This window comes from Enterobacter sp. ECC_219_Taxon_10 (assembly GCF_058354905.1).
Genome location: NZ_CM178005.1, coordinates 2,619,796 through 2,644,850, shown reverse-complemented (window position 1 = coordinate 2,644,850; position 25,055 = coordinate 2,619,796). Strand labels below are relative to the sequence as shown.

31 protein-coding genes and 2 pseudogenes are annotated in these 25,055 nt (G+C 48.0%); 20 read left to right on the top strand and 13 right to left on the bottom strand.

Features of this window, described 5'->3' with window-relative positions; all coding sequences use genetic code 11:
• Nucleotides 1–4 precede the first annotated feature (4 nt).
• The 3 genes and pseudogenes from ttcA to AC4ICF_RS12630 all read right to left on the bottom strand — a co-directional run.
• A complete protein-coding gene (gene ttcA / locus AC4ICF_RS12640) occupies nucleotides 5–940 on the bottom strand; it encodes a tRNA 2-thiocytidine(32) synthetase TtcA (RefSeq protein WP_045260636.1) in 936 nt (311 codons plus the stop codon).
• 49 nt (nucleotides 941–989) lie between these two features.
• Complete coding sequence (locus AC4ICF_RS12635; protein ID WP_439209815.1) at nucleotides 990–2,171, bottom strand: tyrosine-type recombinase/integrase; 1,182 nt, start codon at nucleotides 2,169–2,171, stop codon at nucleotides 990–992.
• A gap of 294 nt (nucleotides 2,172–2,465) precedes the next feature.
• Nucleotides 2,466–2,639: pseudogene (locus AC4ICF_RS12630) on the bottom strand (RecE family exodeoxyribonuclease); the annotation flags it as partial.
• On the opposite strand from AC4ICF_RS12630, the pseudogene AC4ICF_RS12625 reads away from it, so the two are divergent.
• Nucleotides 2,627–3,172, top strand: a pseudogene (locus AC4ICF_RS12625) (replication protein P); the annotation flags it as partial. The pseudogenes AC4ICF_RS12630 and AC4ICF_RS12625 overlap by 13 nt on opposite strands.
• Before the next feature lie 113 nt (nucleotides 3,173–3,285).
• Here the strand turns inward: AC4ICF_RS12625 and AC4ICF_RS12620 are convergent.
• Genes AC4ICF_RS12620 through AC4ICF_RS12610 form a run of 3 tightly spaced genes read right to left on the bottom strand, consistent with a single transcriptional unit; the run spans nucleotide 3,286 to nucleotide 5,038 of the window.
• Nucleotides 3,286–3,594, bottom strand: coding sequence for a YciI family protein (locus AC4ICF_RS12620; RefSeq protein ID WP_214597745.1), 309 nt, complete (start codon nucleotides 3,592–3,594; stop codon nucleotides 3,286–3,288).
• 3 nt (nucleotides 3,595–3,597) lie between these two features.
• The gene (locus AC4ICF_RS12615) at nucleotides 3,598–4,233 is read right to left on the bottom strand and encodes an FMN-dependent NADH-azoreductase (RefSeq protein WP_214597746.1); all 636 of its coding nucleotides are present in this window, start codon (nucleotides 4,231–4,233) and stop codon (nucleotides 3,598–3,600) included.
• A gap of 25 nt (nucleotides 4,234–4,258) precedes the next feature.
• The gene (locus AC4ICF_RS12610) at nucleotides 4,259–5,038 is read right to left on the bottom strand and encodes an alpha/beta hydrolase (protein WP_214597747.1); all 780 of its coding nucleotides are present in this window, start codon (nucleotides 5,036–5,038) and stop codon (nucleotides 4,259–4,261) included.
• A 72-nt stretch (nucleotides 5,039–5,110) separates the two neighbouring features.
• Between AC4ICF_RS12610 and AC4ICF_RS12605 the strand changes: the two genes are divergently transcribed.
• From AC4ICF_RS12605 to AC4ICF_RS12595, 3 genes are all read left to right on the top strand, one after another.
• Nucleotides 5,111–6,175, top strand: coding sequence for a GlxA family transcriptional regulator (locus AC4ICF_RS12605; RefSeq protein WP_316379311.1), 1,065 nt, complete (start codon nucleotides 5,111–5,113; stop codon nucleotides 6,173–6,175).
• A 384-nt stretch (nucleotides 6,176–6,559) separates the two neighbouring features.
• Nucleotides 6,560–6,970 (top strand): ASCH domain-containing protein, encoded by a 411-nt coding sequence (locus AC4ICF_RS12600; RefSeq protein ID WP_316379260.1) that lies wholly within the window; start codon nucleotides 6,560–6,562, stop codon nucleotides 6,968–6,970.
• A gap of 357 nt (nucleotides 6,971–7,327) precedes the next feature.
• A complete protein-coding gene (locus AC4ICF_RS12595; protein WP_316379259.1) occupies nucleotides 7,328–7,624 on the top strand; it encodes a hypothetical protein in 297 nt (98 codons plus the stop codon).
• 83 nt (nucleotides 7,625–7,707) lie between these two features.
• Here the strand turns inward: AC4ICF_RS12595 and AC4ICF_RS12590 are convergent, their stop codons facing one another.
• The 4 genes from AC4ICF_RS12590 to AC4ICF_RS12575 all read right to left on the bottom strand — a co-directional run bounded on the left by AC4ICF_RS12590 (nucleotide 7,708) and on the right by AC4ICF_RS12575 (nucleotide 12,075).
• Nucleotides 7,708–8,232, bottom strand: a complete 525-nt coding sequence (locus AC4ICF_RS12590) for a hypothetical protein (protein ID WP_491466090.1) — start codon at nucleotides 8,230–8,232, stop codon at nucleotides 7,708–7,710.
• A gap of 3 nt (nucleotides 8,233–8,235) precedes the next feature.
• Nucleotides 8,236–8,475: a hypothetical protein gene (locus AC4ICF_RS12585; RefSeq protein ID WP_237766822.1), complete on the bottom strand. Its 240-nt coding sequence runs from the start codon at nucleotides 8,473–8,475 to the stop codon at nucleotides 8,236–8,238.
• Nucleotides 8,476–8,728: 253 nt separating this feature from the next.
• Nucleotides 8,729–9,409, bottom strand: a complete 681-nt coding sequence (locus AC4ICF_RS12580; protein WP_316379257.1) for a hypothetical protein — start codon at nucleotides 9,407–9,409, stop codon at nucleotides 8,729–8,731.
• Between the two features lie 137 nt (nucleotides 9,410–9,546).
• Nucleotides 9,547–12,075 (bottom strand): YadA-like family protein, encoded by a 2,529-nt coding sequence (locus AC4ICF_RS12575; protein ID WP_491466089.1) that lies wholly within the window; start codon nucleotides 12,073–12,075, stop codon nucleotides 9,547–9,549.
• Between the two features lie 1,229 nt (nucleotides 12,076–13,304).
• On the opposite strand from AC4ICF_RS12575, the gene AC4ICF_RS12570 reads away from it, so the two are divergent.
• Genes AC4ICF_RS12570 through AC4ICF_RS12555 form a run of 4 tightly spaced genes read left to right on the top strand, consistent with a single transcriptional unit; the run spans nucleotide 13,305 to nucleotide 15,308 of the window.
• Nucleotides 13,305–13,907, top strand: coding sequence for a DUF1367 family protein (locus tag AC4ICF_RS12570; RefSeq protein WP_316379255.1), 603 nt, complete (start codon nucleotides 13,305–13,307; stop codon nucleotides 13,905–13,907).
• Between the two features lie 5 nt (nucleotides 13,908–13,912).
• Nucleotides 13,913–14,113, top strand: a complete 201-nt coding sequence (locus AC4ICF_RS12565; RefSeq protein ID WP_316379254.1) for a hypothetical protein — start codon at nucleotides 13,913–13,915, stop codon at nucleotides 14,111–14,113.
• A gap of 2 nt (nucleotides 14,114–14,115) precedes the next feature.
• A complete protein-coding gene (rusA, locus tag AC4ICF_RS12560; protein WP_248039431.1) occupies nucleotides 14,116–14,478 on the top strand; it encodes a crossover junction endodeoxyribonuclease RusA in 363 nt (120 codons plus the stop codon).
• Nucleotides 14,475–15,308 (top strand): antitermination protein Q, encoded by an 834-nt coding sequence (locus tag AC4ICF_RS12555; RefSeq protein WP_316379253.1) that lies wholly within the window; start codon nucleotides 14,475–14,477, stop codon nucleotides 15,306–15,308. The genes rusA and AC4ICF_RS12555 overlap by 4 nt, the downstream gene beginning before the upstream one ends.
• A gap of 158 nt (nucleotides 15,309–15,466) precedes the next feature.
• On the opposite strand, the gene AC4ICF_RS12550 is transcribed toward AC4ICF_RS12555, so the two are convergent.
• The gene (locus AC4ICF_RS12550; RefSeq protein ID WP_196352171.1) at nucleotides 15,467–15,838 is read right to left on the bottom strand and encodes a hypothetical protein; all 372 of its coding nucleotides are present in this window, start codon (nucleotides 15,836–15,838) and stop codon (nucleotides 15,467–15,469) included.
• A 115-nt stretch (nucleotides 15,839–15,953) separates the two neighbouring features.
• On the opposite strand from AC4ICF_RS12550, the gene AC4ICF_RS12545 reads away from it, so the two are divergent.
• The 5 genes from AC4ICF_RS12545 (at nucleotide 15,954) to AC4ICF_RS12525 (ending at nucleotide 17,637) form a co-directional block, all read left to right on the top strand.
• Nucleotides 15,954–16,178 carry a class II holin family protein gene (locus AC4ICF_RS12545; protein ID WP_248229714.1) on the top strand — a complete coding sequence of 75 codons (225 nt, stop codon included), beginning with the start codon at nucleotides 15,954–15,956 and terminating at the stop codon, nucleotides 16,176–16,178.
• The gene (locus AC4ICF_RS12540; RefSeq protein ID WP_316379251.1) at nucleotides 16,156–16,650 is read left to right on the top strand and encodes a lysozyme; all 495 of its coding nucleotides are present in this window, start codon (nucleotides 16,156–16,158) and stop codon (nucleotides 16,648–16,650) included. The genes AC4ICF_RS12545 and AC4ICF_RS12540 overlap by 23 nt, the downstream gene beginning before the upstream one ends.
• Nucleotides 16,647–17,024 carry a DUF2570 family protein gene (locus AC4ICF_RS12535; protein ID WP_316379250.1) on the top strand — a complete coding sequence of 126 codons (378 nt, stop codon included), beginning with the start codon at nucleotides 16,647–16,649 and terminating at the stop codon, nucleotides 17,022–17,024. The genes AC4ICF_RS12540 and AC4ICF_RS12535 overlap by 4 nt, the downstream gene beginning before the upstream one ends.
• Entirely contained in the window at nucleotides 17,008–17,187 is a 180-nt protein-coding gene (gene lysC / locus AC4ICF_RS12530) for an Rz1-like lysis system protein LysC (protein ID WP_420291326.1), read from the top strand. Before AC4ICF_RS12535 ends, lysC begins: the two co-directional genes overlap by 17 nt.
• Before the next feature lie 81 nt (nucleotides 17,188–17,268).
• The gene (locus AC4ICF_RS12525; RefSeq protein ID WP_316379249.1) at nucleotides 17,269–17,637 is read left to right on the top strand and encodes a hypothetical protein; all 369 of its coding nucleotides are present in this window, start codon (nucleotides 17,269–17,271) and stop codon (nucleotides 17,635–17,637) included.
• 223 nt (nucleotides 17,638–17,860) lie between these two features.
• Here AC4ICF_RS12525 and AC4ICF_RS12520 read toward each other — a convergent pair whose 3' ends face one another.
• Complete coding sequence (locus AC4ICF_RS12520; protein WP_316379248.1) at nucleotides 17,861–18,826, bottom strand: S1 family peptidase; 966 nt, start codon at nucleotides 18,824–18,826, stop codon at nucleotides 17,861–17,863.
• 15 nt (nucleotides 18,827–18,841) lie between these two features.
• On the opposite strand from AC4ICF_RS12520, the gene AC4ICF_RS12515 reads away from it, so the two are divergent.
• The 7 genes from AC4ICF_RS12515 (at nucleotide 18,842) to AC4ICF_RS12485 (ending at nucleotide 23,561) form a co-directional block, all read left to right on the top strand.
• A complete protein-coding gene (locus tag AC4ICF_RS12515) occupies nucleotides 18,842–19,684 on the top strand; it encodes a terminase small subunit (protein WP_316379247.1) in 843 nt (280 codons plus the stop codon).
• Nucleotides 19,685–20,103: 419 nt separating this feature from the next.
• Complete coding sequence (locus AC4ICF_RS12510) at nucleotides 20,104–21,729, top strand: mechanosensitive ion channel domain-containing protein (RefSeq protein WP_316379246.1); 1,626 nt, start codon at nucleotides 20,104–20,106, stop codon at nucleotides 21,727–21,729.
• Nucleotides 21,730–21,863: 134 nt separating this feature from the next.
• Nucleotides 21,864–22,208, top strand: coding sequence for a DUF1294 domain-containing protein (locus tag AC4ICF_RS12505; protein ID WP_316379310.1), 345 nt, complete (start codon nucleotides 21,864–21,866; stop codon nucleotides 22,206–22,208).
• Nucleotides 22,209–22,303: 95 nt separating this feature from the next.
• On the top strand, nucleotides 22,304–22,726 hold the full coding sequence (locus AC4ICF_RS12500; RefSeq protein ID WP_116339591.1) for a VOC family protein: 423 nt from the start codon (nucleotides 22,304–22,306) through the stop codon (nucleotides 22,724–22,726).
• A gap of 65 nt (nucleotides 22,727–22,791) precedes the next feature.
• Nucleotides 22,792–22,989 carry a hypothetical protein gene (locus tag AC4ICF_RS12495; protein ID WP_116339592.1) on the top strand — a complete coding sequence of 66 codons (198 nt, stop codon included), beginning with the start codon at nucleotides 22,792–22,794 and terminating at the stop codon, nucleotides 22,987–22,989.
• 3 nt (nucleotides 22,990–22,992) lie between these two features.
• Nucleotides 22,993–23,415 carry a GFA family protein gene (locus tag AC4ICF_RS12490; RefSeq protein ID WP_316379245.1) on the top strand — a complete coding sequence of 141 codons (423 nt, stop codon included), beginning with the start codon at nucleotides 22,993–22,995 and terminating at the stop codon, nucleotides 23,413–23,415.
• Between the two features lie 68 nt (nucleotides 23,416–23,483).
• Entirely contained in the window at nucleotides 23,484–23,561 is a 78-nt protein-coding gene (locus AC4ICF_RS12485; RefSeq protein WP_223239581.1) for a hypothetical protein, read from the top strand.
• Nucleotides 23,562–23,893: 332 nt separating this feature from the next.
• On the opposite strand, the gene ompC is transcribed toward AC4ICF_RS12485, so the two are convergent.
• Nucleotides 23,894–25,003, bottom strand: coding sequence for a porin OmpC (ompC, locus tag AC4ICF_RS12480; RefSeq protein ID WP_116339596.1), 1,110 nt, complete (start codon nucleotides 25,001–25,003; stop codon nucleotides 23,894–23,896).
• Nucleotides 25,004–25,055 lie beyond the last annotated feature (52 nt).

The window sequence follows — 25,055 nt, the reverse complement described above, 5'->3', positions numbered from 1 at the left end:
TCGCTTATTTCACTTCAAGCACGTTCAGACGTAACTCTTCGAACTGATTGTCATCGTCTTCCGGCTGCCAGCCCGCAGGCTGCATGGGGATCTCTTCCCGGTCAAACGCCAGATCGCCGCCATTCACCACCTCCGATCCGTGGTTGATACCTTTGAAGTCGAACAGCTCTACATCCGCGAGGTGGGAAGGAACCACGTTCTGCATCGCGCTGAACATGGTTTCGATGCGCCCCGGATAACGCTTATCCCAGTCGCGCAGCATGTCGCCAATCACCTGACGCTGCAGGTTCGGCTGAGAGCCGCACAGGTTGCATGGAATGATCGGGAACCCTTTCGCCTGAGAAAAACGCTCAATGTCTTTTTCACGGCAGTAGGCAAGTGGGCGGATCACAATGTGCTTGCCGTCATCGCTCATCAACTTAGGCGGCATGCCTTTCATCTTGCCGCCGTAGAACATGTTCAGGAACAGCGTTTGCAGGATATCGTCGCGGTGATGGCCCAACGCGATTTTGGTCGCGCCCAGCTCCGTCGCGGTACGATAGAGAATGCCGCGGCGCAGACGGGAACAAAGCGAGCAGGTGGTTTTCCCTTCCGGGATCTTCTCTTTCACGATGCCGTAGGTATTTTCTTCGACGATTTTGTACTCAACGCCCAGCTGTTCCAGATATTCCGGCAGAATGTGCTCCGGGAAGCCCGGCTGTTTCTGGTCAAGGTTGACCGCCACCAGAGAAAAATTCACCGGCGCGCTTTGCTGAAGATTACGCAGGATCTCCAGCATGGTGTAGCTGTCTTTACCCCCTGACAGGCAAACCATGATGCGGTCGCCTTCTTCAATCATGTTGAAGTCTGCAATGGCTTCGCCCACGTTACGGCGCAGGCGCTTTTGCAGTTTGTTCAGGTTGTATTGCTCTTTCTTTGTATTTGATTGATTTTCTTGCATTTATTACTACCTTCGGAGCCAATAGGGGCATAATAGGGGCAAAAGTTTTTCAGCGTGCGAGCTTATCGTTAAGCATCAGCACCTGTTCGCCATTCATTTCTTCAATCCACGCACCGTAGACTTCATAGACCATTTGCGCGTTTTCATGCCCCATCTGGCTGGCTATGAAAGACGGGTTAGCGCCGGCAGATAAAAGCCAGCAGGCAAAAGTATGCCGCGTATGGTACGGATTCCGGCGGCGAATACCAGCACGTTTTACAGCTGCGTTGAATCTCGCACCTATGCTCGATAAAGAGTAGTAGGCTTTCTGTTCTCCCTTGCGCATCCGGGGTATGAAAACGAATCGCAGGTTTTGATATTCCATCGAACCATACTCACGGTGATGAAAAACAATCTCGGTTTTGGGCTGTAACGAAGACAGCGTACGCTGTGCCTTCAAGGCCTCTAGTGCTGGCTCTAATAGCGTGATAACTCGATCACCTGCATCGGTTTTTGGTGGGACGAACATTCCTAGCGCATTAAGGTTGCGCTGTATATGAGCCGTACCTTTTTCCCAGTCGATATCTTCCCAGGCAAGAGCTGCAAGCTCCCCATGACGGACACCAGTATAAACTGCGAACGTCCACATATTGAGGCTTTGGCCACGCTCGGATTCCGCAAGCAAACTAAACTCCTGCTTCGTTAAAGGATCCGGTTTTACCTTCCCTTTGTGTAGTTTCTTGATCCCTTCAAAGGGCTTGCCACTGATAAAGCCAGATTTGTGTGCAAACCGAAGCAGGGAGCACAGAAGCGATATATAGTTGTTCACGGTACGCACAGTGCGTCCCTGTTTGTTGCTTCTGGGATTTGTCAGGTAAAGTGTCTCACCGTTCAACAACTCCTTCCTGTATTTAAGAATGTCGCTGTGGCGTATAGTTGAAACAGGCGTATCTCCGTTAATGATGTGCATTAACGTACCGAGTTGTGAGCGCGTCTTACGCATCGTATTCGCGCTAATTTCGGTTTCTTTAATGCTCGTCCACAGTTCACACAGCTCTGAAAAGGTTTGAACTGAAACAGTGGTTACGGTTTTTTTTGCTCTTGATGATGAAGGAAAGCGCTGGTTGTAATCAAACTCTCCAAGGTTGATCTCGCTAACGATCACAGCCCGAAGATTTCCGGCTTTTTTGATGTTCGCCGGGGTGTTGATCCAACCTTTTAGAATTTCTCGGCAACGCTTTCCCCGGTACATAAACCAGATACCGTTATCAGGTTCTAGCGCCTGATTGGTTGTAACGTCGGCGTCGCTGGTGCTTTCTGATTTGAGAAGAGTTAGTTTTCCTCCTCTCCAGTCCTCGACTACCTGATTGCGGTCGCCGGCATCTGCTCTCGCCCAGTCAGCCATGAATGCAGCGATCACTTCAGCTTCGTGCGTTTCATCTGGCGCGCAGACCTGCTTAATAGCCTGAACCAGTTTCCACTCAGCGTTCAGGCTTAGTTCGGCAACTTCAGGGATGTCGTTCTTCGCCAGCAGCAGGTTTTGGAGATAGGTGTTGCCTTCATCCAGTGACATTTCGCTTGCAGCCAGCTGCTGCTCTTTAGTGATATGTGATTGGTATTTGTCGCTGGTCAGGTGGACGGCAAAACGGACCGCTGGAGTGCGGTTTTCAAGCGGGACATTGTCAACGGTAGTTTCGACTTTAACGGTCGTTCCCGGCAAGCCTGGTTAATCGCAGCCAGGAAGAGGTGAATGAGATCCGCCGCCAGTGGGTGCTGGCCTTCAAAGAAAACGGGATCACCACCTTGGAGCAGGTTGAAGCCGGCATGCGCATGGTGCGTCGCCAGGATCGCCCGTTCCTGCCTTCGCCAGGCCAGTTCATCAAGTGGTGCAGGGAAGGGCGCAGCGTACTGGGGATCACCACCGCTAACGTGATGGCTGAATACTGGAAGTGGCGCAAACTGGTGTTCCGGTATCCGAGTAGTGAGCAGTATCCGTGGCCAAAACCGGTTTTTTACCACATCTGCATTGAGCTGCGCCGCCGCGGAACTGATGGCCAACTGAGCCATAAAGAGCTTGAGCGTGAGGCCAGTGACATTCTCGATATGTGGGAGAAGCGGGTCCTGGCCGGGAAGCCGATTCCGCCCGTTCGACGGGCGTTGGGGGCGCCTGTATCGCCAAAGGGGCCGACACCAGTGGAGCTTTTGAAAGCAAAATATGAGCGCATGAAGGCTGGTGGAAGGGCAGAGGGATGAAATGGTCCGCTTTGAGCGAGAAGCAGACATTAAAATAATAAGTGAAAGCGCCCACTAAATAACTGTAATGGAGTCATTTCACAGGATGCAGGGCGCTTTACAGCGATTTATAGTCAAATGAAACGGGCTTTCTCAGCCCATTTCTCAGGGAATCCCTGCGCACATAGCACTGGTTCAATGCCCATTATTTCTGCATCGGCAATGTTATGTATGATGAAGGGGTCATCCTGAAGACAGTGTTGAATTTCACTTGTATTGTCTCCTTTAAAAAGTATGTAGCCGCCGGCATGATTGCTGAGGGGGCCTGCAAAAAGGATTTTGCCTTCTTCAAAACCCCTGACCAGCCATTGCTTATGTGCGTCAAGATGAGCAGAAATTGCATCGGGTTGTGTCAGGTAAGTCAGCGTTACGGCGTAAAGCATGGTTCATTCCTTAGCGGCAGAAATCGCATTAATGACTTGTGGAATTAAGGACAAAGCACGGGAAATTTCTCTCAGCTTTACGTCCTCACCTTTCGACACGCCTTCAGCACGGACAAATTCAACACACGAGATGCCCAGGAAGCCCAGAAACTTGCGCAAGAACTTCTCCTGAAAGTCCATATCTTCCAGCCCCGTACCGGCATAAAAACCGCCCCGCGCTGAGGCGATGATGACTTTTTTGCCCCCCGCAAGGCCCACGGGCCCCGTTGGGGTATAGCTGAAGGTTTTCCCTGGCTGAGCAATTCTGTCCATCCAGGCCTTCAACTGGCTGGACACAGAAAAGTTGTACATTGGCGCGCCGAGAACAATCATCTCGCTTTCCAGAAACTCCGAGACCAGAGCGTCTGATACTTGCTGCTCAGACGCCAGAAGGGCTGTAGCAATCGGCCGTCCCGAAACAGACCTGAATCCTGAAGCAATCTCCCCGGTCAGATGACTGATTTCGTCTTTCACAAGATCCCGATAAGTCAGTTGATGCTCCTGACCGGTTGCTACCAGTTGCCTCACTATTTCAGCCGACAACTGGCGGGTTACTGAAAACTCATGGTTGATGCTGGAATCAAGATGGAGAATTTTCATTGCCTATTTTCCTGGTATGTACGGATCAGTGGATGCTCTGCGCCGCCTTTACAATCAATGCGGCAACCTCTTCGGGATGAGAAATCATGGACATATGGTCTGAGTGAATCCGCGTGATGTGCGCCCCGGCCTCATGGGCAAAACCGGCCTGTACTGACGGATTCAGCGCGTTGTCGTTTCCTGTGAGGAGATACCAGGAAGGTTTCTTTCGCCAGGCGGCTTCCTTCACTTTTTCCTGAAAGGCGGTAGCGGCGATAGGCTGCTGCACAGCAGCGAGTCGCAGGCTCTTTTTGATGCTTATCTCATTGGCCATAACCTGGTGAAACAACTCTGGCTCATCAAGCCAGATAAGGCCGTTCTTATCGGCTTCCATCCCTGTCATGGGGGCATGAAATCGCGCCAGTGCGTCAGATACGGATTGATTGCTGTCAGGAACCAGAGCGGATAAATAGACCAGCCCCCTGACGTTGCTCGCATTGCCAGCCTGAGTGATCACGGCTCCTGCCCATGAATGCCCCACGAGCAGAACGTTACCCTTCTGACGCTCAAGCACACGCTCAGTTGCAGTTACATCGTCTCGTAATGACGTCAGAGGATTCTGAACAGCCGTAACGTGGAATCCCCTCTCCTGCAACAGGGAGATGACGGCTGACCAGCACGAGCCGTCAGCAAAGGCACCGTGAACCAGCACGATATTTTTTATCCCCCCTTCCTGTGCCATAAGCAACGGGCTATTCATGAATAAAAGACACAAGGCAAATGCTCCTTTTATCAGCGCGCGTGACATAACATTTCTCATCCACATGCCTGTATTGTTCCTGCGGTGTTCAATTTCAGGCAGTGTAATCACCCAGACAAAGGGTATGAAGTGTCATTAATGACAGGTAACATGCGAAATCAGACATTCTTCATGACGGGGTTAAACATGCGCGTTGCGTTACTTGCTCTTCCGGGCAGCATGCGTTCGGCGCTTGCGGGGCTGGCTGATATGTTCTGGCTGGCGAATCAGGTGGTCAGGATGAACCCTATGGTAAATCCTGAGATATCCAGAGATGTTCCTTTATTCGACGTCAGGACGATTACCGCTGATGGTCAGCCGGTCAGGGATGTTCAGGGACGCAGTATTGAAAGTGATGGCGCATTTAGTGAACCTGATACCTTTGAGGTGATTATTGCCAGCGGTATGCAGCTGGATGAGCATAGATTTCCCGCTGAAAGAGCCGCTGTATCAAATGCGGCCGAGTGGCTGAAAGTGAAGTATTCAGAGGGAAGCTGTATTGCCTCAGCCTGTGCAGGCGGTTTTGTACTGGGAGAAGCGGGTTTACTCAACGGACGGGTCTGTACCACAACGTGGTGGTTATATCCCACTTTCGCTGAACGCTATCCACTGGCAAAACCTGTATGGGGAAAAAACCTGGCCGAACAGGACAATGTGGTCACTGCAGGCGGACCACTCTCATGGGTCGATCTGGTCATATACCTCGTTCGCAAACATGCAGGTAATGAGCTGGCAAAGTTAACAGCTGACATGGCCGTTGCTGACAGCCAGCCTCTGTCACAGCAAATTTATGCGCCCGCAGGTTTTCTCAATTCAAGACATCCTCTTTTGACTAAAGCAGAAAACCTGCTTCGTTATCAGAATCCTGCCATGACGGTTGAGCAACTTGCTGCAGCTCTGAATATGACGACCCGGACACTGAACCGTAAAATGAAAATGCTCGTCCAGGAAAGCCCGAAAGACTTCATTACCCGGGTTCGTATTGAAACGGCATCCGTGCTACTGGAAAGCCCGGGGAAAACTATTTCTCAGATCGCAAGTGCATGCGGGTACGGCGATGAAACAGCGTTCAGGCGCGCCTTTAGCACCATAATGGGGATGTCCCCTGGAAGTTTCAGAAAGCGTCTTTCGATAAAACGCCCTTCACATTCGAGTTGCGAATGAACGCGCTGAACTTTCACCTCTGTTAACTTCAGGATGGTCGTCTGCTCATTTGCCAATCTTAACGGGTTTCATTTCTGGCTAGTATTCAGAGCAACATACCTTTACTTTGCGACTGTCCGCCACTGGCACTGAGCGTTCAAACACGCTTGCTTGTCGGGCGCTGGGGGGCGCCAGTATCGCCAAAGGGGCCGACACTAGTGGAGCTTTTGAAAGCAAGATATGAGCGCATGAAGGCTGGTGGAAGGGCACAGGGATGAAATGGTCCGCTTTGAGCGATAAGCGGATCACACTATCTAAAGGAAGGCATCACTGAAAATGTCGATACAGTCATGCTAAAAAAATGTATAAATTTTGTTTTTCATCGACGATAAAGAAGGGATTTCAATGGTTGAGGTTGAGGAATTAAAAATGAAGTATCCAGTTGCAGATGCCTGGCAAATGGGTGACAGCCCGGAACTCGCTAGCGAGCTTGCGGACCTGGTCAAAAAAGGGATCAAAACGGCCTCTTCCGGATCTTTTGCCTCTTTCCAGGAAGAGGATTCTCCCCTGAGGATTGGGAGTTATAACATTATTCTTGATGGCCAGAATGTTCCGGTCTGCGTGATCAGACTGGTTTCATTGCGACTGGTGCGTTTTTGTGATGTGACTGAGGCGTTCGCCCGCAAAGAAGGTGAAGGGGATTTAAGCCTTGAATACTGGCAGAAAGAGCATCAGAGATTTTTCACCCGCGAAGGTCATTTTTCTCAAGAGATGGAGTTGATCGCAGAAGAGTTTGAAGTGGTTGAGATCCTATAGGTCAAAGTAAACGGGCTGAAGTTAGCGTAAATGTTGAGGCTGATTAAATGAGAGATTATGTTGCTAGCTTGATCGACACCAGTACCATAGCTTTGGTAGGCACTACCTCGAGCAATCATAACACTACCCACTCTAGGGTTTTTATAGAGCAAGAAATTGCAGCGTGCTTTGTCAATGCATAAGATTTTAACTATTCAGAGGAGGATGAGTGGTACTCATAAAATTGGTACATATCCTAATGCGAAACTTTATTAATCATGTTTTGCATCATAAAACATAACGTCAAAATCAATTATATTTTAAAACGTATTCTTAAGTGTTTAATTTCAATGAGGCAAACATAAAGTGAAAATCTTAATGATGGTGGTAGCTGTCACTTTTCTGGCTGGTTGTACTAGTGATACCCGCTCGATGTGGCATAGTCGTTATGCTTTCAAAACAGTCGGTCAAGTAGCTGCAATGTGTGATGATGGGGACTATGACGCATGTTATGCAGCTCGCGATATGGGGGCTATGCAGGTTGGATTGAATCAAGCAAACCAAACAATACAACAACAACAAGCTCAGCAAGCTGCCATAGACGCAGCAAATCGCCCGGTTACCACTAACTGTACACCTACAATAAATGGTGGAATGAGCTGTACTACTTTTTAAATCTTAGAAGAAGTGTTGTTTTAAAATAGTGTGCTTTTAAGTTATATTCTTTTTTTTTACTCAGTACATTTTAATGAGTTTTTTCATTCAATCATTGAAGACCCATATGGCCTTAGCGCCAGCCAGTAAGTTATATACAAACTGACTGGCGCTAAATCTTGCAATGATTGTAAAGTAATACTGGTGAATGTTGATTTAAAGAGTTTAAGAGTGTTAATGTTATTTTTGATAGAATTACGCCATTTTAATTTTATTATATTTTTTCCATCCTCAATAGCGTTAATTTTCCCACTCTTTTTATATACAATCACAGTGTAAAGACCAGAGCTATAGGCAGTAGCGTCAGAGTTATCTTCATCCTTAGCCATTAAAACACCATCGAGATATGCAAAACCATCAGCTGAACGTTTGAAGTCAATTCCATTTTTATTTACATGTATTGGTTTTAATTTGCCAGGCTTATACGCCTCAACATTCTGAGGTGCAGCAATATCACTCAGTTGTGTTTTATGTTCTTTTTGCAACTGTCGTCGGTAGGCTTCAGATATAGCATGTGCTTGCGTGATGGTTGTCGTTAAGAGAAAAGTAACAATTAAAATCTTCTTCATTTATTAATAACCTCTTTGATGATGTTTATGTGTTGTATCGGTGTTTACAGCGGCACTTGCATTTTCGTAAGCCTGTTTCTGTGCCGCAGCATTCAAGGTAGCTTGACGATTTTGTTCTGCGGTGTAGCAAGCGTCACGGCTTATGCCCTGAGCTTCACATTCGTAAATTCTTTCTGTGGTGGATTTACATCCAACGACTGTAAGAGCAAATGTTGCTAGTGCAATTTTGGTTGCCGATTTCACTTATAATTCCTTAAATTTAATAAACTAAGTAGGCATTTCAATTTTAAGAGCTTAAATCACTATGTAATAGCTAAAGAATTTTTTAATGCGTCGCTGAATGCTAGTTGTGACTTCTATAGATATTAGGACTGTGATTTTTAAAATTGTGTTTATGGGGTCGCATATACACACGCCAGTGATGCTAAAAGAGCCATAAACATTAATGTAGTTACTACACATACTGCCACCTTGAGATAATTTTCAAGTTTATGATTCATTTTCGGGTCAATCGCAACATAAAGTTAAGACCGCAGCGGGAACGACTCTGAAGCATTTCGGTTCCTACAAAGTAGGTCATGATTCGGTGCGTTTTAATTTGACAGCTATGCAGATCCTCCAGAAGAGGTGATTTGCGGTGAACTGACGTGTTCCCTATTAATATATATTCATCGACTTCTGAGATTATATGATGTTCGTCTACACCCACAGTATTACCTCCTAAATCATGACGCTTAGGGTCATATAGATGGTCTACCCACGCACCAATTACAACCTTAGGTTTATATTTTGCCACGGCTAATGAAGCCTCACATTTTTCAACATGCGAGCCAAAAGCGAAACTTGAGCAATTTTCATTGGTATCGTTTAGGTTTTTACTATCAGTTCCAGGTATTCCAAGTGCTCCTGAAATTCCTCCGTTACCAGCGCAAATCTCTATAGCTGATCGTCCATCGATGATTTGTTCAAGTTCCGTTATCAACTCATTAGTAGGAAATAAGTATATGTTGTGGGTTTGTCCGAAGAGCATCTTTTCGGCATTTGAATATTCAAGCCAAAATGAAGCTGGGCGAGGTATCAACACATTATTGTTGTCGAACATTGCATCTGTATGCAGCATATTTTGCATGCCATAGGTAATACATGGGACACCAGGAAAAGGCTGAGCATCATTCATAATATACCCTTTAACTGTAAGTCAATGATAATTCTGAACAAGAAGAACCTGACTGATGTACATAAGTACCCCCCTTTAGAAAGGGGGGAGATATTCACGACTTATGGATACCATTAGATAATATAAGTTTGTCTCGGTTACCAACCATAAGCTACACCAGCACCTATTACAAAGTTATGCTGAGTATCGTTTGAAACGGCTGCCTTAATAACGGTTGATCGCGAAACTCGAGCAGAAAAACCAACTGCCAGTGCACTTTCATTGTCTGTGTTACCAACACCAGCGCCAAGGTTGAAACTCTGTGACTCTAAGACCTGCGGGATAGTTGCTATTGCTGCAACGCCAGCAATGCCTGCGGAGGCGCGTTTACGGTTGCTCTCGACTTGGTTTTTCAACTTACCGAAGTTAGTTTGATTCTTCGACTCGAGATCGCTAATTCGCGCTTCGTGGTCAGAGAGTTCAGCGGTATGGCTGGCAACTACTTTATCGGTTTTTTCCTGTGCTGCTTTCCGTTCCGCGATGCGTTGATCTACATCTGCAGCCCGTTGCTGGTATGTACCTGTATCGACTTTCTGGCTGATAGCTGTTTGCAGTGTCTTGAAGTGCGTATCTTCTAACAGAGCGTTACGATTTACGTCGTTTGAAACATTATCAATTTTTGCGGTGTTATTACTTATAGCTCCAGCGTTTAAAGATATGTTTGCTTCGTTAGCCGTTTCAGCCTTTGTTGCACGCTGAGATTCGGTAGAGAGGTCCTTGGCGTTAGTAGCTACTTTTGTCTCTATGGCAGATACGGTGGAAGTATCTGCTTTCTGAGCTATCGCTGCTCTGTTCACTGCAATGTCTTTTGTGTTTGCATCTGCTTTGCCTTCAACTGCCAAGTCGTAAGCATGAGATGTGATTGCAAGTTGATTAACTTGTGCTGCGTCAGCCTTAACATCAATTTCTTTCTGAAGTTGGACATCTGCATCAGCGCGAGTTTTTCCTTCATCTTGCAAATCAGAAGTGATTTGAGATTCAGCGTCGGTGCGATCTTGTTTTTCTTGAGTAAGTTGGTTACTCAACGTCAAAGTGTTTGTATAAGCATGTTCTGACTGCACTTTGAGTCCGTCGAGATCGTAAGTTACCCCATTTTGTCCTTCAACAATGAAGGTGCCGTTATTGCCTGTCACGCTAGCATCAACGATTACCGGGACTGCATATTTAGCGTGGCCTGAAGTGTTAGCCATGCGGTTAGTTGCAGCAACTTCATTCTGATATTTTGCCGCTACTTCATTATGAAACTTTGCTGGCGTTTCATTGTTATATTTCCAGTTATCCGTATGCGCATTAACTGAATCTACCGGCACCGCCTGTTCTGCAGGTTTAGAAGGTACCGCTGCAGGAGTCGCGATCGGCGCGCGGTTTGGTGTGACAGTAGCGGTCACAACTGGCGCGTTTGGAACTGCAGCCGGGATGGCCTGTGGTGCGGCAACCGGCACCGCCTGTTCTGCAGGTTTAGAAGGTACCGCTGCAGGAGTCACGATCGGCGCGCGGTTTGGTGTGACAGTAGCGGTCACAACTGGCGCGTTTGGAACTGCAGCCGGGATGGCCTGTGGTGCGGCAACCGGCACCGCCTGTTCTACAGGTTTAGAAGGTACCGCTGCAGGAGTCGCGATCGGCGCGCGGTTTGGTGTGACAGTAGCGGTCACAACTGGCGCGTTTGGAACTGCAGCCGGGATGGCCTGTGGTGCGGCAACCGGCACCGCCTGTTCTGCAGGTTTAGAAGGTACCGCTGCAGGAGTCGCGATCGGCGCGCGGTTTGGTGTGACAGTAGCGGTCACAACTGGCGCGTTTGGAACTGCAGCCGGGATGGCCTGAGGTGCGGCAACCGGCACCGCCTGTTCTGCAGGTTTAGAAGGTACCGCTGCAGGAGTCGCTAATGGCTTAATCTGAGATGGAATCTGTTCTTCTTCGACTTTCGACGGTATAGCTGCAGGTTTAGCTACAGCGGTGATTTCAGTCGGAGAAACCTGGTAAGCTCCTGCTGTGGGGATGGCTTGTGGAATTGCGTAAGGTGCGTAATTTGAGGGTGCGCCTGTATCAATTTTTACAACAGGTGCTGGCACTGCAACGGGCTTAGCATGTGGTGCACGTTGTGTTGGTACTGCGCTGGGCATCGGGGAAGGGGAAGCCGATGGAGAAATCTCTGGAGTAATTGAAGTAGGTGATTTCTGCTCAGGCGTCTGGCTAGTTATATTAATTTGTACTTTAGGAACAGAGGCTACAACGGTATTTGAAGGTGCTTTATGTTCAGGATTTTCATTCTGAAATTTAGCTGGAATTTCCCCTGCGTATTTCCAAGAATCATCATGAATAGATGCGGATTCCGATCCTGCCTGAGGATGCAGCCAATCTTTAATTGCAATCTTCTCAGCCATCACTGCCGTTTGTGCTGCTCTGGTGGCAGCATCAAGCTTAGATGCCGCATATGAACGTTCGCTTTCCGGCGCAGAATTATAGACATTCCGCCAGTGATTCATTTCTGCGATGGCTTTGTGTGAATTGCTCTGGGCATTGCTTACATTAACGGGTGTAGTGATGTAAGAGCCCGTGTCCGCATTAGTACTAGTTGCAATCGGTGCGATCACGCTTGCAATTACGAATGAAAGAATTGATTTTTTCATGATGATTGGTAGAATTCCAAACGCTGTAAACAGTTAGTTAAATGAGTTTGATCAAGCCTTTAGAAGGTTGCAGCCTTACTAAAAGCATGCTTTACATAGTCTTTATCGGGGTTGCAGCCTCGATAAAGACACTTAAAGTTGATAGACTTGGCTGAGACTTCCGCTTTACTTCTCTCCTTGCAGGGAGATCTAAAAGACTCAAGCAAGTATTCCATTACAATGTCGGCTTGGATATTAAATCCAATTGCCGAGTATTTCTATTTATTTTTTTTCATTGCAAATTAACTTCCGTTCTCTCTCTCATCCTCAGGATTTGATTAACATAAATATATTCTTGATATAAGGGAGTTTATTGCGATTTTATGTTAATTTTTGATATAAAATGTGAATTTTATGAGTTGATAGTTTAATTTAATTTGTTTGAATATTTAATGATTAAACATACTTATTACTGATGAGCTATAAATAGATAAAATAATGGGTGTTATTATTAGGAGTTAAATTAATTAATTTCATGACTCTTGTTGTCTATTGCAAGGCAATTCTTTCACTCGTAAGTGACATAAAAGTCAGTAATATTTGACAAGTGCCAGTATGCTTAATACGTAAGGCATGTCTTCGCCTTAAGTCTTTTTACAGATTTAAATAGTTACTCTTCGAAACTGTCACCCAGATCCTCCTTCCAAACTTAAGCTCCTTATTGATGACTCACTACCATCAGATGAATAAAAAACCAACTAGTTTGAATGATGTAATCTCTTAACCAAGCCCTTCCATCTTGCAAGGCGCTGTTTATATATACAGTATTTTGTTGTATGTTTAGACTCTACAACATAGACGAAGCTTCTTTTCGGCATTCTCATTTGCATTTTTTGGCATCAATATCTTGACGCTATATGAGGGTTTAACACTGCCGGAAGGTTGGTTTCACAGTGAACAAAGAAGGGAGGAGGTTGTGAACAAACTTCAAGAACAGGGCGACTGGTACGATATAGTAAGAAGATCGGATGGCATGCTTATTGGCTCAGTTCCACTCCAAAGTCGTTGTCTTCTTTATACTCGAAATGGAATTGTTTCTTGCCGACCGTTGTTGGAGGATGAAGGGATTTTCAATATATCCTCCGGAACCCGCTTTCTTCGCCGCCTTGGCTACCGAATCACGGAGCCCTCTGATATCATAAATCCGACGGACTGAACACCCGTTGACCTGATGCGCCACGGAGAGAACCATGGCGCTAGAATTACAACTTATCAAACACCACTCAGGAATACTGATCCCGGCTACGCCCGAGACCAGCGATATCCTGCAATCAAAAAACCGGCTCGGCGATGTTCTTGTTGCAGAGTTCAGGCGGGTACGAAACCCGGCATTTCACCGGCGCTTTTTCGCGCTTCTCAATCTCGGTTTTGAATACTGGGAACTAACCGGCGGGGCTATATCTAGCAACGAGCGGAAGCTGATCACCGGCTACGCCAAGTTCCTTGCTTCATATGGCGGGAATGAGGGTGCGCTGATCGATGCTGCTGAGCAGTATCTTGAGCAGGTTGCTTACCGGCGCGTCACGAATGGCATTAGCCTGTGCAAATCCTTCGATGCTTACCGCGCCTGGGTGATTATTCAGGCCGGGCATTACGACGCTATCAAACTTCCGGATGGCACACTTCAGAAGCACCCACGCAGTATTTCATTCGCCAACATGGACGAAATTGAGTTCCAGCAGCTGTACAAGGCCGCGCTTGATGTCCTCTGGCGCTGGATATTATCCAAAGCATTCAGGGACCAGCGCGAGGCGGAGAATGCCGCTGCGCAACTCATGAGCTTTGCGGGGTGACGGGAATGAAGAAGACCTGGTTCCACCACACCGATTGCAGCACCGAACAGGCCGACGATCTGGTTAAGCGTTACAAAGCGCGCGGCGTCCGTGTTGAGCGTAGCCTTAACCCGGATTACGTGACATGGACTGTCAGTGCATTCCTTCCGACCTCAAATACACCAGCGCGCCCTGACAGCCGCTGGCGAAACCGGATGTGGGGGTGAACGTGAAGACATATCAAATCACTTTGCCCTGGCCGCCGAGCAATAACCGGTATTACCGGCACAACCGCGGGCGCACTCACATTAGCGCTGATGGCGTAGCGTATCGCTATGCGGTCGCCAGTGTCATTCGAAGCGCCCGGCTTAATATTCGCACGGCCGCACCACTCAAAATCCGAATTGAATGTCACATGCCCGACCGCCGTCGCCGCGATCTGGATAATCTGCAGAAAGCTGCATTTGACGCTTTAACAAAGGCGGGATTCTGGCTGGATGACTGCCAGGTTGTCGACTATCGCGTTATGAAAATGCCTGTCATTAAGGGCGGGAAATTAGAACTCACCATCACCGAGCTGGAGACCGCATGAAACTTGAAAACACCCTCAAATATCACTTCGCCAAATCGACAATGATTAGCGACTCTCCGCGTGCTACTGCGTCAGACTCATTAACCGGAACGGATATCATGGCCGCTATGGGCATGACGCAGGAACGGGCAGCAATGGGATACAGCGCATTTCTCGGGAAGATGGGCATCAGTTACAACGATCGGGCGAGGGCGATCGAGCTGCTGGCACAGTATGCGCTGACTAAGTGCGATCGGGTGGCTGCACTGCGCAAACTGGATGCCGGGGTTAAGCCACTGGTGATGCATCAACTGGCCACCTTCGCGTTCGAGGACTATTCCCGCAGCGCCGCCAGCGTGAAGCAGTGCGATGGCTGCAATGGGGAAGGGTTTATTGACGCTGAGGTTTTCAGCATGAAGTCTCACACTCCGGCAAAAGAGAAGAAGTTCGTGAAGATGTCTTTGCACATGGGCGCGGAGGATATTCGACCTTCTGAGTATGAGGTGCGCAGGCAGGTCATGGAGGTAGCGCGCGTTCTATGCCCTCAGTGTAAGGGTAAGAAGGTTGTAAGTTGCGCCTGTAAAGATTGCCATGGACGTGGGAAATCCGTTAATCAGGTTCTTACTGAACAGCAGGGTGTGCCGGTTCTGGCTGATTGCAAGCGCTGCAGTGGGCGGGGGTTTGAGCGAATTCCATCAACTGAGGCTTACGCCGCGATGTGCCAGATAACGGATGCAATCACCCTCGATACCTGGAAGAAATCTGTTAAGCCATTCTACGACCAGCTCATCACCATGTTTGATATCGAAGAGGCGTGGGCTGATGCGCAGCTGAAGCAGATAACAAAATAGGGTGTGAATTTATCGTGAGCTATTTACTTTTCCCGAATGTGTGGTAATTTTGCTCTAACGATGGGTTATTGCCTTCGTTTAAAGCCCTGCGGTTAACCCCGTGGGGCTTTTTTTATACCTTCAAAACAACTCTGTACACCAGCTAGGAACTCATGAAACTATTTTTTAACTAAAATAGCTTTACCATCTTCAAGAGATTCAACCTTATATTTCCTTAAGTTTTTAATCGCCGTTAAGGATCCTGCGCCAGTTACAATTGCAATTGCTGCGGTAGTTGCTGGTAATCCAATGCTGGCAACAGCTGCCGGTGCAAACATTAATGATAAAGTTGAGCTAGTTCCCCCCGTCGCAGGCGTCATAACAAATGCAGCGTATGCGATGCTGATTGCGCCGATAGCAATTGCCCAGGAAACCGCGCCACTGGCCACGATTTTTACCGTTCCCTTGGTGATATCACCAGTGACTTCAATTTTGTTTGAATCACAGGCTATTGCTTTTGCAAGATCTTTGTAAGTAGATACTGTCTGCATAAAATTTCCCAGATTAAATGTTCATATCATTATCGGTAGAACACACTCTCAGCTTTAGTCATTACGGCTAATCATCTTCAAACATTCAACACCCGCAGCATCGCGAGGTGAGAGCATGTATCGCATGGACAAAATAACCACAGGTGCTGCATATGGCGCTTCAGCCGGTAGCATCCTAAACGGTATGCTGAATGCCTATAGCCCCGAGCAGTGGAACGCTATCGGCGTGCTGGTGGGTATCATCATTGCAGTGATGACGTACCTGACAAACCTCTATTTCAAAATCCGCGAAGACAACCGCCGCAGCAGGAGCCGAGATGAACCCGACACTCAGAAATAAGCTGGTGGGCGTCATTGTTGGTGGATCCAGCGCAATAACTATTGCAGCAGTCATGCTGGGTAATGCAGATGGTCTTGAAGGGCGTCGTTATTACGCTTATCAGGATGTCGTCGGTGTCTGGACTGTTTGCGATGGGCACACCGGCGCTGACATTCGCCGCGGTCACAGATACACCGATAAAGAATGTGACGCTTTGCTTCAATCCGACCTGCGCAAGGTAGCTGCAGCTATCGACCCGCTGATTAAAGTCCATATTCCCGAAACCACTCGGGCCGCGCTTTACTCCTTCACCTATAACGTGGGAACGGGAGCATTTAGCAGATCGACGCTGCTGAAAAAATTAAATTCCGGCGACGTTCCGGGTGCATGCAAAGAACTGCAGCGCTGGACGTATGCCGGTGGAAAGCAGTGGAAGGGACTGGTAACCCGCCGAGAGATTGAGCGTGAAGTTTGCGAGTGGGGCCAGAAATGAGCCGATTAACCCCAATCATTTGCGCTGTCGTAATTTGTCTGCTGGGTTCCATGGCTTGGTCAATTAACCACTACCGTGGCAACGCCATCATCTACAAAGACCAGCGCGATAAGGCGACGGTCCGTGCAGAAACATCGGAGGCGATCACCAGCAACGTGATCACCACGATGAACCTCATTCGTGACATCTCACAGGCTACCCAGAATGCAAAGAACGAACTGGCTCAAAAGGGCGAGACTCGCATTGTCTACATCAGGCAGGCGCTTGAAGGCGATCCGTGCGCTAACCAACTTGTTCCTTCTGCCGCTGCTGACAGCCTGCGGGAATACGCAGACAGTCTACGTCCCGGCTCCGGTAGTGCCGATAAGCGCTGACCTGACTGCAGATACTCCGATCCCAGGAATGGCCGTGCCATTCACTTGGCAGGCAAGTCTGGAGTTAAACGCTCAGCTCTATACGGCGCTGGGGCAGTGCAATCTGGATAAGGCGGCGATAAGACGTTTTGAGTTGCTACGCACTGAAAGAGTAACTAAATAATTTGTTTCAATAGACTGTGTAACCTAAATTTTTCTAATTTTGATCCGATACAAGTAGGATGACCGCAAAAGAGGGCTAGACATGTCATCCTTAGTAATCGTTTTGGATAAAGTCGTAAAAGAAGAGGTTGCTAGTAAGTCACTATCTCTTTACGAATCAATAAAAGTGATTTATGGCGCACTCACAAATGGGTGCACTGGTATGCAAAAGAGTGAATATTTCCTTGAGATATCGTACTCAGATACCGAAAAGGAAAGGGTTGTATATAAAACAACCAAAAAATATATGCCCTCAGGAGAAGAAAACTTACTTGAAGGAACAGAAGATTTGAGGGATGAGAAAATAATCATGCTTGCACATAAATTATCATCCAAGGGATATAAACTCGACGAGTCTCAGCTTGCCCTATTCATGAACGACAAAATTCATCGTTTCATTGCAAAGAAGTAAACTATTACCGCCTACGGGCGGTTTTTTATTGCCATCACAATGAATAGCCATGCTAGGCATGGCGATATTACTATTAGTAAATGACTACGTAAACTTCCAAAAAAATCATAAAAAAGGTAATGATACACAGTTTCTACTAAATTACCCTAACCATTCAAAAGGAATGAGCCTTCTACCACGAGCAGTTAGGATGTTTTAGTTTGTTATAATAAAATCCACGCAATTAAGTGGTTTTAATTGGAGGGTAAGGATGATGGGTTTTAATCCCATTTCTTAATAAATCTTCTAACAAAGGTAATGGCCATACAATACCAATTTGAGGGTCTTTTGAAGCAAAAGTTATTCTACCGGAGTATATCCCCATCAATCTGAAATATTTAAATTTTCTTATCTGTTTAATATAATCAGGTTCAATGCCTGAAATTTTTGTTATCGCTTCCTTGTCACCAGTTAGACTTTTTTTATATAAAGACTCATATTTTGGATTGTAAATATAACCATCACGATCTTCGCTTGCGAATACAGGAGAGCCAGACATGCCTGGGTTGGTGAATGTATCGATGTAAATTTTTTGAATTCCTTCAGAAATAAGCTGAGGCTCGCTTGCAATAGTACCCTTTTTCCATATTGGCAGATTTGGTGAGACACTTTGCCCCCACGGGTATCCGACAATGAATAAGTTTGATGTGACATCTACTGCAATGTCATCCACTAATTCAATATCTTTTTGAGTTGTGATGGCACACCGCTGACTCTCGCGAATATCTATTTTTAGGGCAACTAAGTCAATGCCTTTATTTCTATCCTTGTGTTCAATGAAAACAGAATCTTCATCGATGTTTATATGAATGTTGGCTGCAACCCCATGCTCTTGCCCATCAAAGTAAGGGATGTCAAAAGAAATGCGATCAGGTGAGTCTGGATAACCCTCTAGCAAGCACTCTGGATTTTTGGGCTCTCTACCTGTAAATACATGATAATTTGTAATAAGGAAGTAATCCTTCTCATGCTCATAGAAAAAACCTGTGCCTGATCCAATGACTATTCCATTTTTAGATAAGCATAAATTCAAAGAGAAAAGGGAGATTTTCGAAATTCCCATAACATCCTCATAATCTGTTAGCTGAGATATTTTTCGGCTCAGCAGTATACATTGTTGCAAGACTAACACTAAGCGGAACATGTTCATCAATAGGTTCTTACCATGGCAAAACCAGACTGGGGCGAGCTTCAGCAACGGTTCCTGTCCGAACATGCCGCAACCGGCGTATCACCAAAGGAATGGTGTGAAGCGCAGGGACTGAATTACGCTACCGCCCGTCGATATATCAAAAAACCGTCTGCGCAAACTGCGCAAAAACCTGCGCAGAAAAAAATGCGCACTGCGCAGAAAGATAAAAGCGCAAATGAGCTGGTGGATGATGATGGACTTACAGCTCAGCAGCGCTTATTTGTCGCGGAGTACCTGAAGGACAACAACGCCACCGCTGCCGCTGCACGTGCTGGTTATAGTGACCCAAACTACGGTCGTCAGCTTATAACGAATCCTAACGTTGCCCAGGCCATTGCGCGGCAGCAGAAAGCCTCCATTGCGCGCACGCTTGGCAGTGCCGATGAGGTCCTCGCGCAGATGTGGCAACTCGCCACCTTCGATGCAAATCAGCTTTCGCAGTATCGCCGCGGTGCGTGTCGTTACTGCTGGGGTTTCGGTCACCACTACCAGTGGCGTGATGCCGTGGAGTTCGAAGAGAAAAGACTCGAGGCTATTGAACGTGACAGACGTGAACCAGAGGATTCTGGTGGTTACGGTTACGACCACAACAAAGAGCCAAATCCTGAATGCCCGCGCTGCAACCGCGATGGCATTGGCCAGCCTTACTTCGCTGACACAAGGAAACTCCCGGCTGCTTCCAGACTCGCCTATTCAGGCGTAAAGGTCGGCAAGAACGGCGTCGAAATTACAGCCATCATTTCGCGCCGACGTACCCGCAGATCCGTGACATCTTCTACCCGACGATTGAAGAGGTGGCCTTCGACTGGGGGCTGAGCGTCAAAATCAACGAGGGTAATCGCTATGGAAGCCAAAAGAGTAAACGTGAGCGTGAGGGGAGACGCTGAGGAATCAAGGTAACCCCCTTGCGCAATCTTCGAATTGTCATAGCCGATTTACAGCTAAGAGTAGTGCCTTTCATTACAAATACAACGCGTTAATTTTCGGCAAGTAACTTGCTGATTGTGTATCACCACTTATATTTATTCATGCTTCCTTTCATTAAGCGCTTAATAACAAAAACCTCTATGTGATGTAGCAGAACGTTGAGAGGTTTTTAAGAAATTCAACATGATAGCCAAGAGCTTTGCCCTGCGAACGGTATTTCTCGCAGGGACGTTTTCCACGGCTGTCGGTCGGCATGATGTTAATACAATGCCTGGTGAAAACGCATAATTCATGAAATACAGGTAGATATGAACAGGTTAGTGCTCGCTCTATTATTATGTTTACTCTATTTTCCTGCTCATCCCGTTTTGGCTGCCGAACCCCGACAGGAACCGACTGAAAGTGAGCGGGCACGCACGCTATATATCTTCCATCAACCGATCGTCATGCTGCAGGCAAAGTTCGGTTTCACCACGCCAGAAGAGCGTGTATTACGGATTCGAAATACGTTACGTAATTTCTCGCAGGAAGATGTTAGCAAACCTCTGACAATTATCCCTGTCACCCGGTATAACCAGCAGGGAAGAATGTTCGTGATGAATGGTAAGCCGGTCATGCTGCTGACAGAATCAGATCTGGATGAAGGGGACGATCTTACCCTGGATCAGGCCGCTCAGCGCGTGCTGGCACGTCTGGAAGCGCAGCGTAACTCACTTCGCGATCAATATGATACCCGATGGCTGCTGCTTTCCACAGCAAAGACTGCGGCCGGTATTTTGATTTGGTTCCTGCTTGGCTATGGTGCGTTGCGCTCCTGGAAATGGGTAAGAGGGCACTATCGTCGAAAGGTCGCAGAGAAGCGGAGCTGGGTACCCCAACGCTGGCGCCGTTTCATCGGCCTCATCGAAGCGCGTCTGTACGGCCTGTTGATGTTGGTTGTGATGATTTTGGCTTTTTACGGCTGGCTTAGCTGGTCGTTCAGCCTGTTTCCCTGGACGCGAGTCTGGGCAACATCGTTGGGTGACTGGACGTTACATGTCATACGGCAGATTGCCTTAGCCGTTGCCTCAGCGCTGCCAGGACTGGCAATTGTTTTCATCATCTTCACGATCACTGCGGTAATCCTCAAAGTGTTAAAGGTGGTACTCAACCAGGTAGAAGTGGGGCGTTTACAGTTTCCAGGGCTGCACCCTGAAACCGTCGGGGCGACCAGAAAACTTCTCTCAGTTGTGGTGTGGTTGTTCGCGCTCTCCGCCGCATACCCGTTTCTTCCCGGGGCTAATTCGCTGGCCTTTAAGGGCATAAGCGTCTTCTTTGGTCTGATGCTGACGCTGGGTTCTGCTGGGGTGATGAATCATGCGATGAGCGGTCTCGTACTGATTTATTCGCGCGCGTTGCGCAAGGGCGACGTCATTCGGGTCGCTGATAACGAAGGGAAGGTGAGCGAAATTGGTATGCTCGCCACCAAAATTATCACCCGCGAAAACTATGTGGTCACCGTGCCCAACGCCGTCGTGGTGAGCGGCAAGATAACGAACCTCAGCGCCCAAAACAATGACGGCAGCGTCAACTTAACCGTAAGCGTCACCATTGGGTATGACACCCCCTGGCGGCAGGTGCATGCCATGCTTGAGCTGGCCGCCAGGCGGACAGCGTGCGTGGATCCTTCAACGCCGCCGCTGGTGCGTCAGCTGTCGCTAATGGACTGGTATATCGCCTATGAGCTTCAGGTCAGGCTGCTACCCGGGGAGCCTCTGGCCGTCGCGCGCAATGCGCTGTTCAGCAACATTCAGGATGTCTTTAACGAATATAACGTGCAAATCATGTCGCCCAACTTTGTCATGCAGCCTGAAGGAAGCGTCATGGTCGCCAAAGAAAACTGGTATTCCGCTCCTGCCGTCGCACCGAGCGGGACGCATAACGCTGACAGGTGAGGGTGTGAAGACGGCGCAGGATAATAGAGTTGCTGAATGGGTCTGTTTGACGAAAGATGGCCTCAGGCTGATACATGCGTAAGAAAGCGTATAATGCCTTTCGAAATCCGCATACCTGTCCAGTGGCTGTCACTATGACTTTGAATCGTTTTTGCTTTTTGCTCCTGCTCATCGCTGCAGCTGGCAGCGTTTTTACCGCGTATCCCTGCGCCATGTGGTTCTTGCTGATTAACGTTCTGACGATAGCGATTTACGGCGCCGATAAAACCGCTGCGCGGAAAGGGATGCGCAGGGTACCGGAGAGGACGTTACTGGTATTTGGCATTGTTGGCGGGTGGCCTGGCGCTATTGTGGGCCAACAGCTCTTTCGCCATAAAACGCAGAAGCAGCCATTCAAAACCTGGTTTTTACTGAGCGTCGTCGTAAGCGTCTCGGCTACGGCGGGGCTGTATTATTTTTATCCCTTCATCCCCAATTGAGCATCAGCAGGACCGCACAAATTCACCGTTGACCTCAAGTTAACTTGAGCTTTTAAGATGGCTTCGACACGTTAATAGAGGAGTAACATCTTAAAATGAAAGACATTGACGTAGGATTCACTCATGTTGCGTTTATGGTCCGGGATCTGGAGAAGAGCGTTGCTTTCTACCGCCGATATGCCGGGATGGAGGTCATCCACTCGCGTGAGCCCGATCTTCCCGATGTCCGCAAAGTGGCGTGGCTAACTGACCATACGCGTCCTTTTGCGCTGGTTCTGGTGCAGTCTGACAACGTGACCGATACGCCGCTGGGGCATTTTGGCCACCTTGGGATTGCCTGCGCCACGCGTGAAGAAATTGACAGAAAAACCGCGATGGCCATCGAAGAAGGAGCGTTACGGAAAGCACCGGAAGATCTGGGCGATCCCGTTGGGTATTATGTATTCTTTGCCGATCCCGATGGAAATACCTTAGAGCTCTCGTACGGCCAGCGCGTCGGGCTGACAGCGATTCAGTGAATACTGCCTGACGCTGCGTTTTTAAAAATCCTGCTACGCTTGTTTGTTGTATCAGGAGCATGAGTATGAAGAACAAAGACGAACAAACAGGATTAGTGGGGCTGGCGATTGGTGCCGCCGTTATTGGGCTGGTTTCCGCCCAGAGACCGATCGATCGCGACAGCATTGTTGAAGAGCTGGTCAGGCTCGGCAGGCAGAAAGGCGATGGTGTAGAAGATGAGGTTTTCGTTAAGGCCGCCGAGTTGGTGAGAAAAGGGGTCTAACCGATGACAGATATTCGTCATGCACAGTGCCATTGTGGCGCGGTGGCATTTACCGTCGAACTCACGGACGGTTTTAATACTGCGCGGCGCTGCAGTTGCTCTTTTTGCCGCATGCGGGGCGCAGTTGTGGTCTCTGCACCGTTGTCGGGTATTACCGTAACCAGAGGTGAGGATAAGCTGACGGAGTACCGTTTCAACACGGGGACTGCGCGGCATTTCTTCTGCTCGGTCTGCGGGATATACACGTTCCATCAGCGTCGCTCTAACCCAAATGAATACGGCGTCAATGTGGCCTGTTTTGAAAATGTGTCGCCGTTTGATTTCCCCGTAGTGACGGTGATGGACGGCGTGAACCATCCGAGCGATGGTGAAAGCGGCGTTTTTGGATACCTCTCGTTTCGCAAAAAAGAGAGCAATATAGGTTGATTACCGCCTGGCCAGGATCTGTTCACACTGGCTATAGTGGGAAGTGGGTAACTGAAACAGGAGACATTATGCTCTGTGTTGAAAAAGACGATCCGCGCGAGGCCCCCGAATCAGGGGATAAAAAACCTCAACCCGTGAAAAAGTAACGCTCGAAATGCGTATGACCGCCACCGGCAAAGCTGGTGGCTTTTTTCTGGGAATAACTGTTAATGGCGATCCAGATGGTTTAACAGCGTGCCGAGATGCCCGACAATATCGCGAAAATCAAAGATCAACGCCATCCATAAACACGCCAGAAGAGTCAGTATGGTAACGGATATGCGGCCAAACAACGCTATCATCCTTAGTGAAGAAGGGGATATGCGCGCAGTCTAACCCGTTTTCTTTCAACTTATCCTCAACAATACCGAAATAAAGCGCTCTTTTGAGACGAAAATCAAAAAAGAATGAGCCCGCATAACGCTGCGGGCTCTGACTATCAGAACTGGTAAACCAGGCCTAATGCAACGACATCGTCGGTGCTGATGCCGTTGTTTTTGTAGAAGCTGTCATCTTCATCCAGCAGGTTGATTTTATAATCAACATAGGTGGACATGTTTTTGTTGAAATAGTAGGTTGCGCCTACATCTGCATATTTCACCAGGTCCTGGTCGCCCTGACCTTTACCCAGGTCTTTACCTTTTGACTGCAGATAAGAAATTGCCGGACGCAGACCGAAATCGAACTGGTATTGCGCGGTCACTTCGACGTTCTGAGTTTTATTCGCCACGGCGTCGGTGTTATCACCATAAGGCGTCATGTTACGGGTTTCAGAATACATGGCGGCCAGATAGATATTATTGGCGTCATATTTCAGGCCAGCTGTCCAGGCATCTGCTTTGTCACCGCCCGCAGTGGTATGCGTAACCTGGTCGTTGGTACGGTCAGATGAGGCGTAGGCGGCACCGGCGCTGATCCCCATACCGAAATCATAGGTTGTAGAAATACCGAAGCCGTCGCCATTCTCATGACGCGTGTCGCGGCCGTTGTTGGTGCCTTCCTGATTGTTGCTGGCATCTTCATTGTTACCCTGATACTGCAGCGCGAAGTTCAGGCCCTGCACCAGACCATAGAAATCAGTGTTACGGTAGGTTGCCACGCCGTTAGCGCGGCCGGTCATAAAGTTATCGGCATAGGTGTAAGAGTCGCCGCCGAATTCAGGCAGCATATCGGTCCAGCCTTCCACGTCGTACAGTACGCCGTAGTTACGGCCATAATCGAAGGAACCGTAGTCACCCACTTTGACCCCCGCGAAGGCCAGACGCGTCCAGGACTGGTTATCAGACCCTTCGGTATTATTTGCCTGAATGTTATATTCCCACTGCGCGTAGCCGGTCATCATGTCGTTAATCTGCGTTTCACCTTTGAAACCCAGACGCATGTAGGTTTGATCGCCGTCTTTAGAGGCATCATCGGAGAAATAGTGCAGACCATCCACTTTTCCGTACAGATCCAGTTTGTTGCCGTCTTTATTATAAATTTCTGCCGCATGCGCGGCGCCAGCCATTAACAGAGCCGGAATCATCAGAGCCAGTACTTTTCTTTGCATAGTGATATTCCTTTGCAGTTGTTTTTATTTGATTACCTGTTGAACTTCCCGA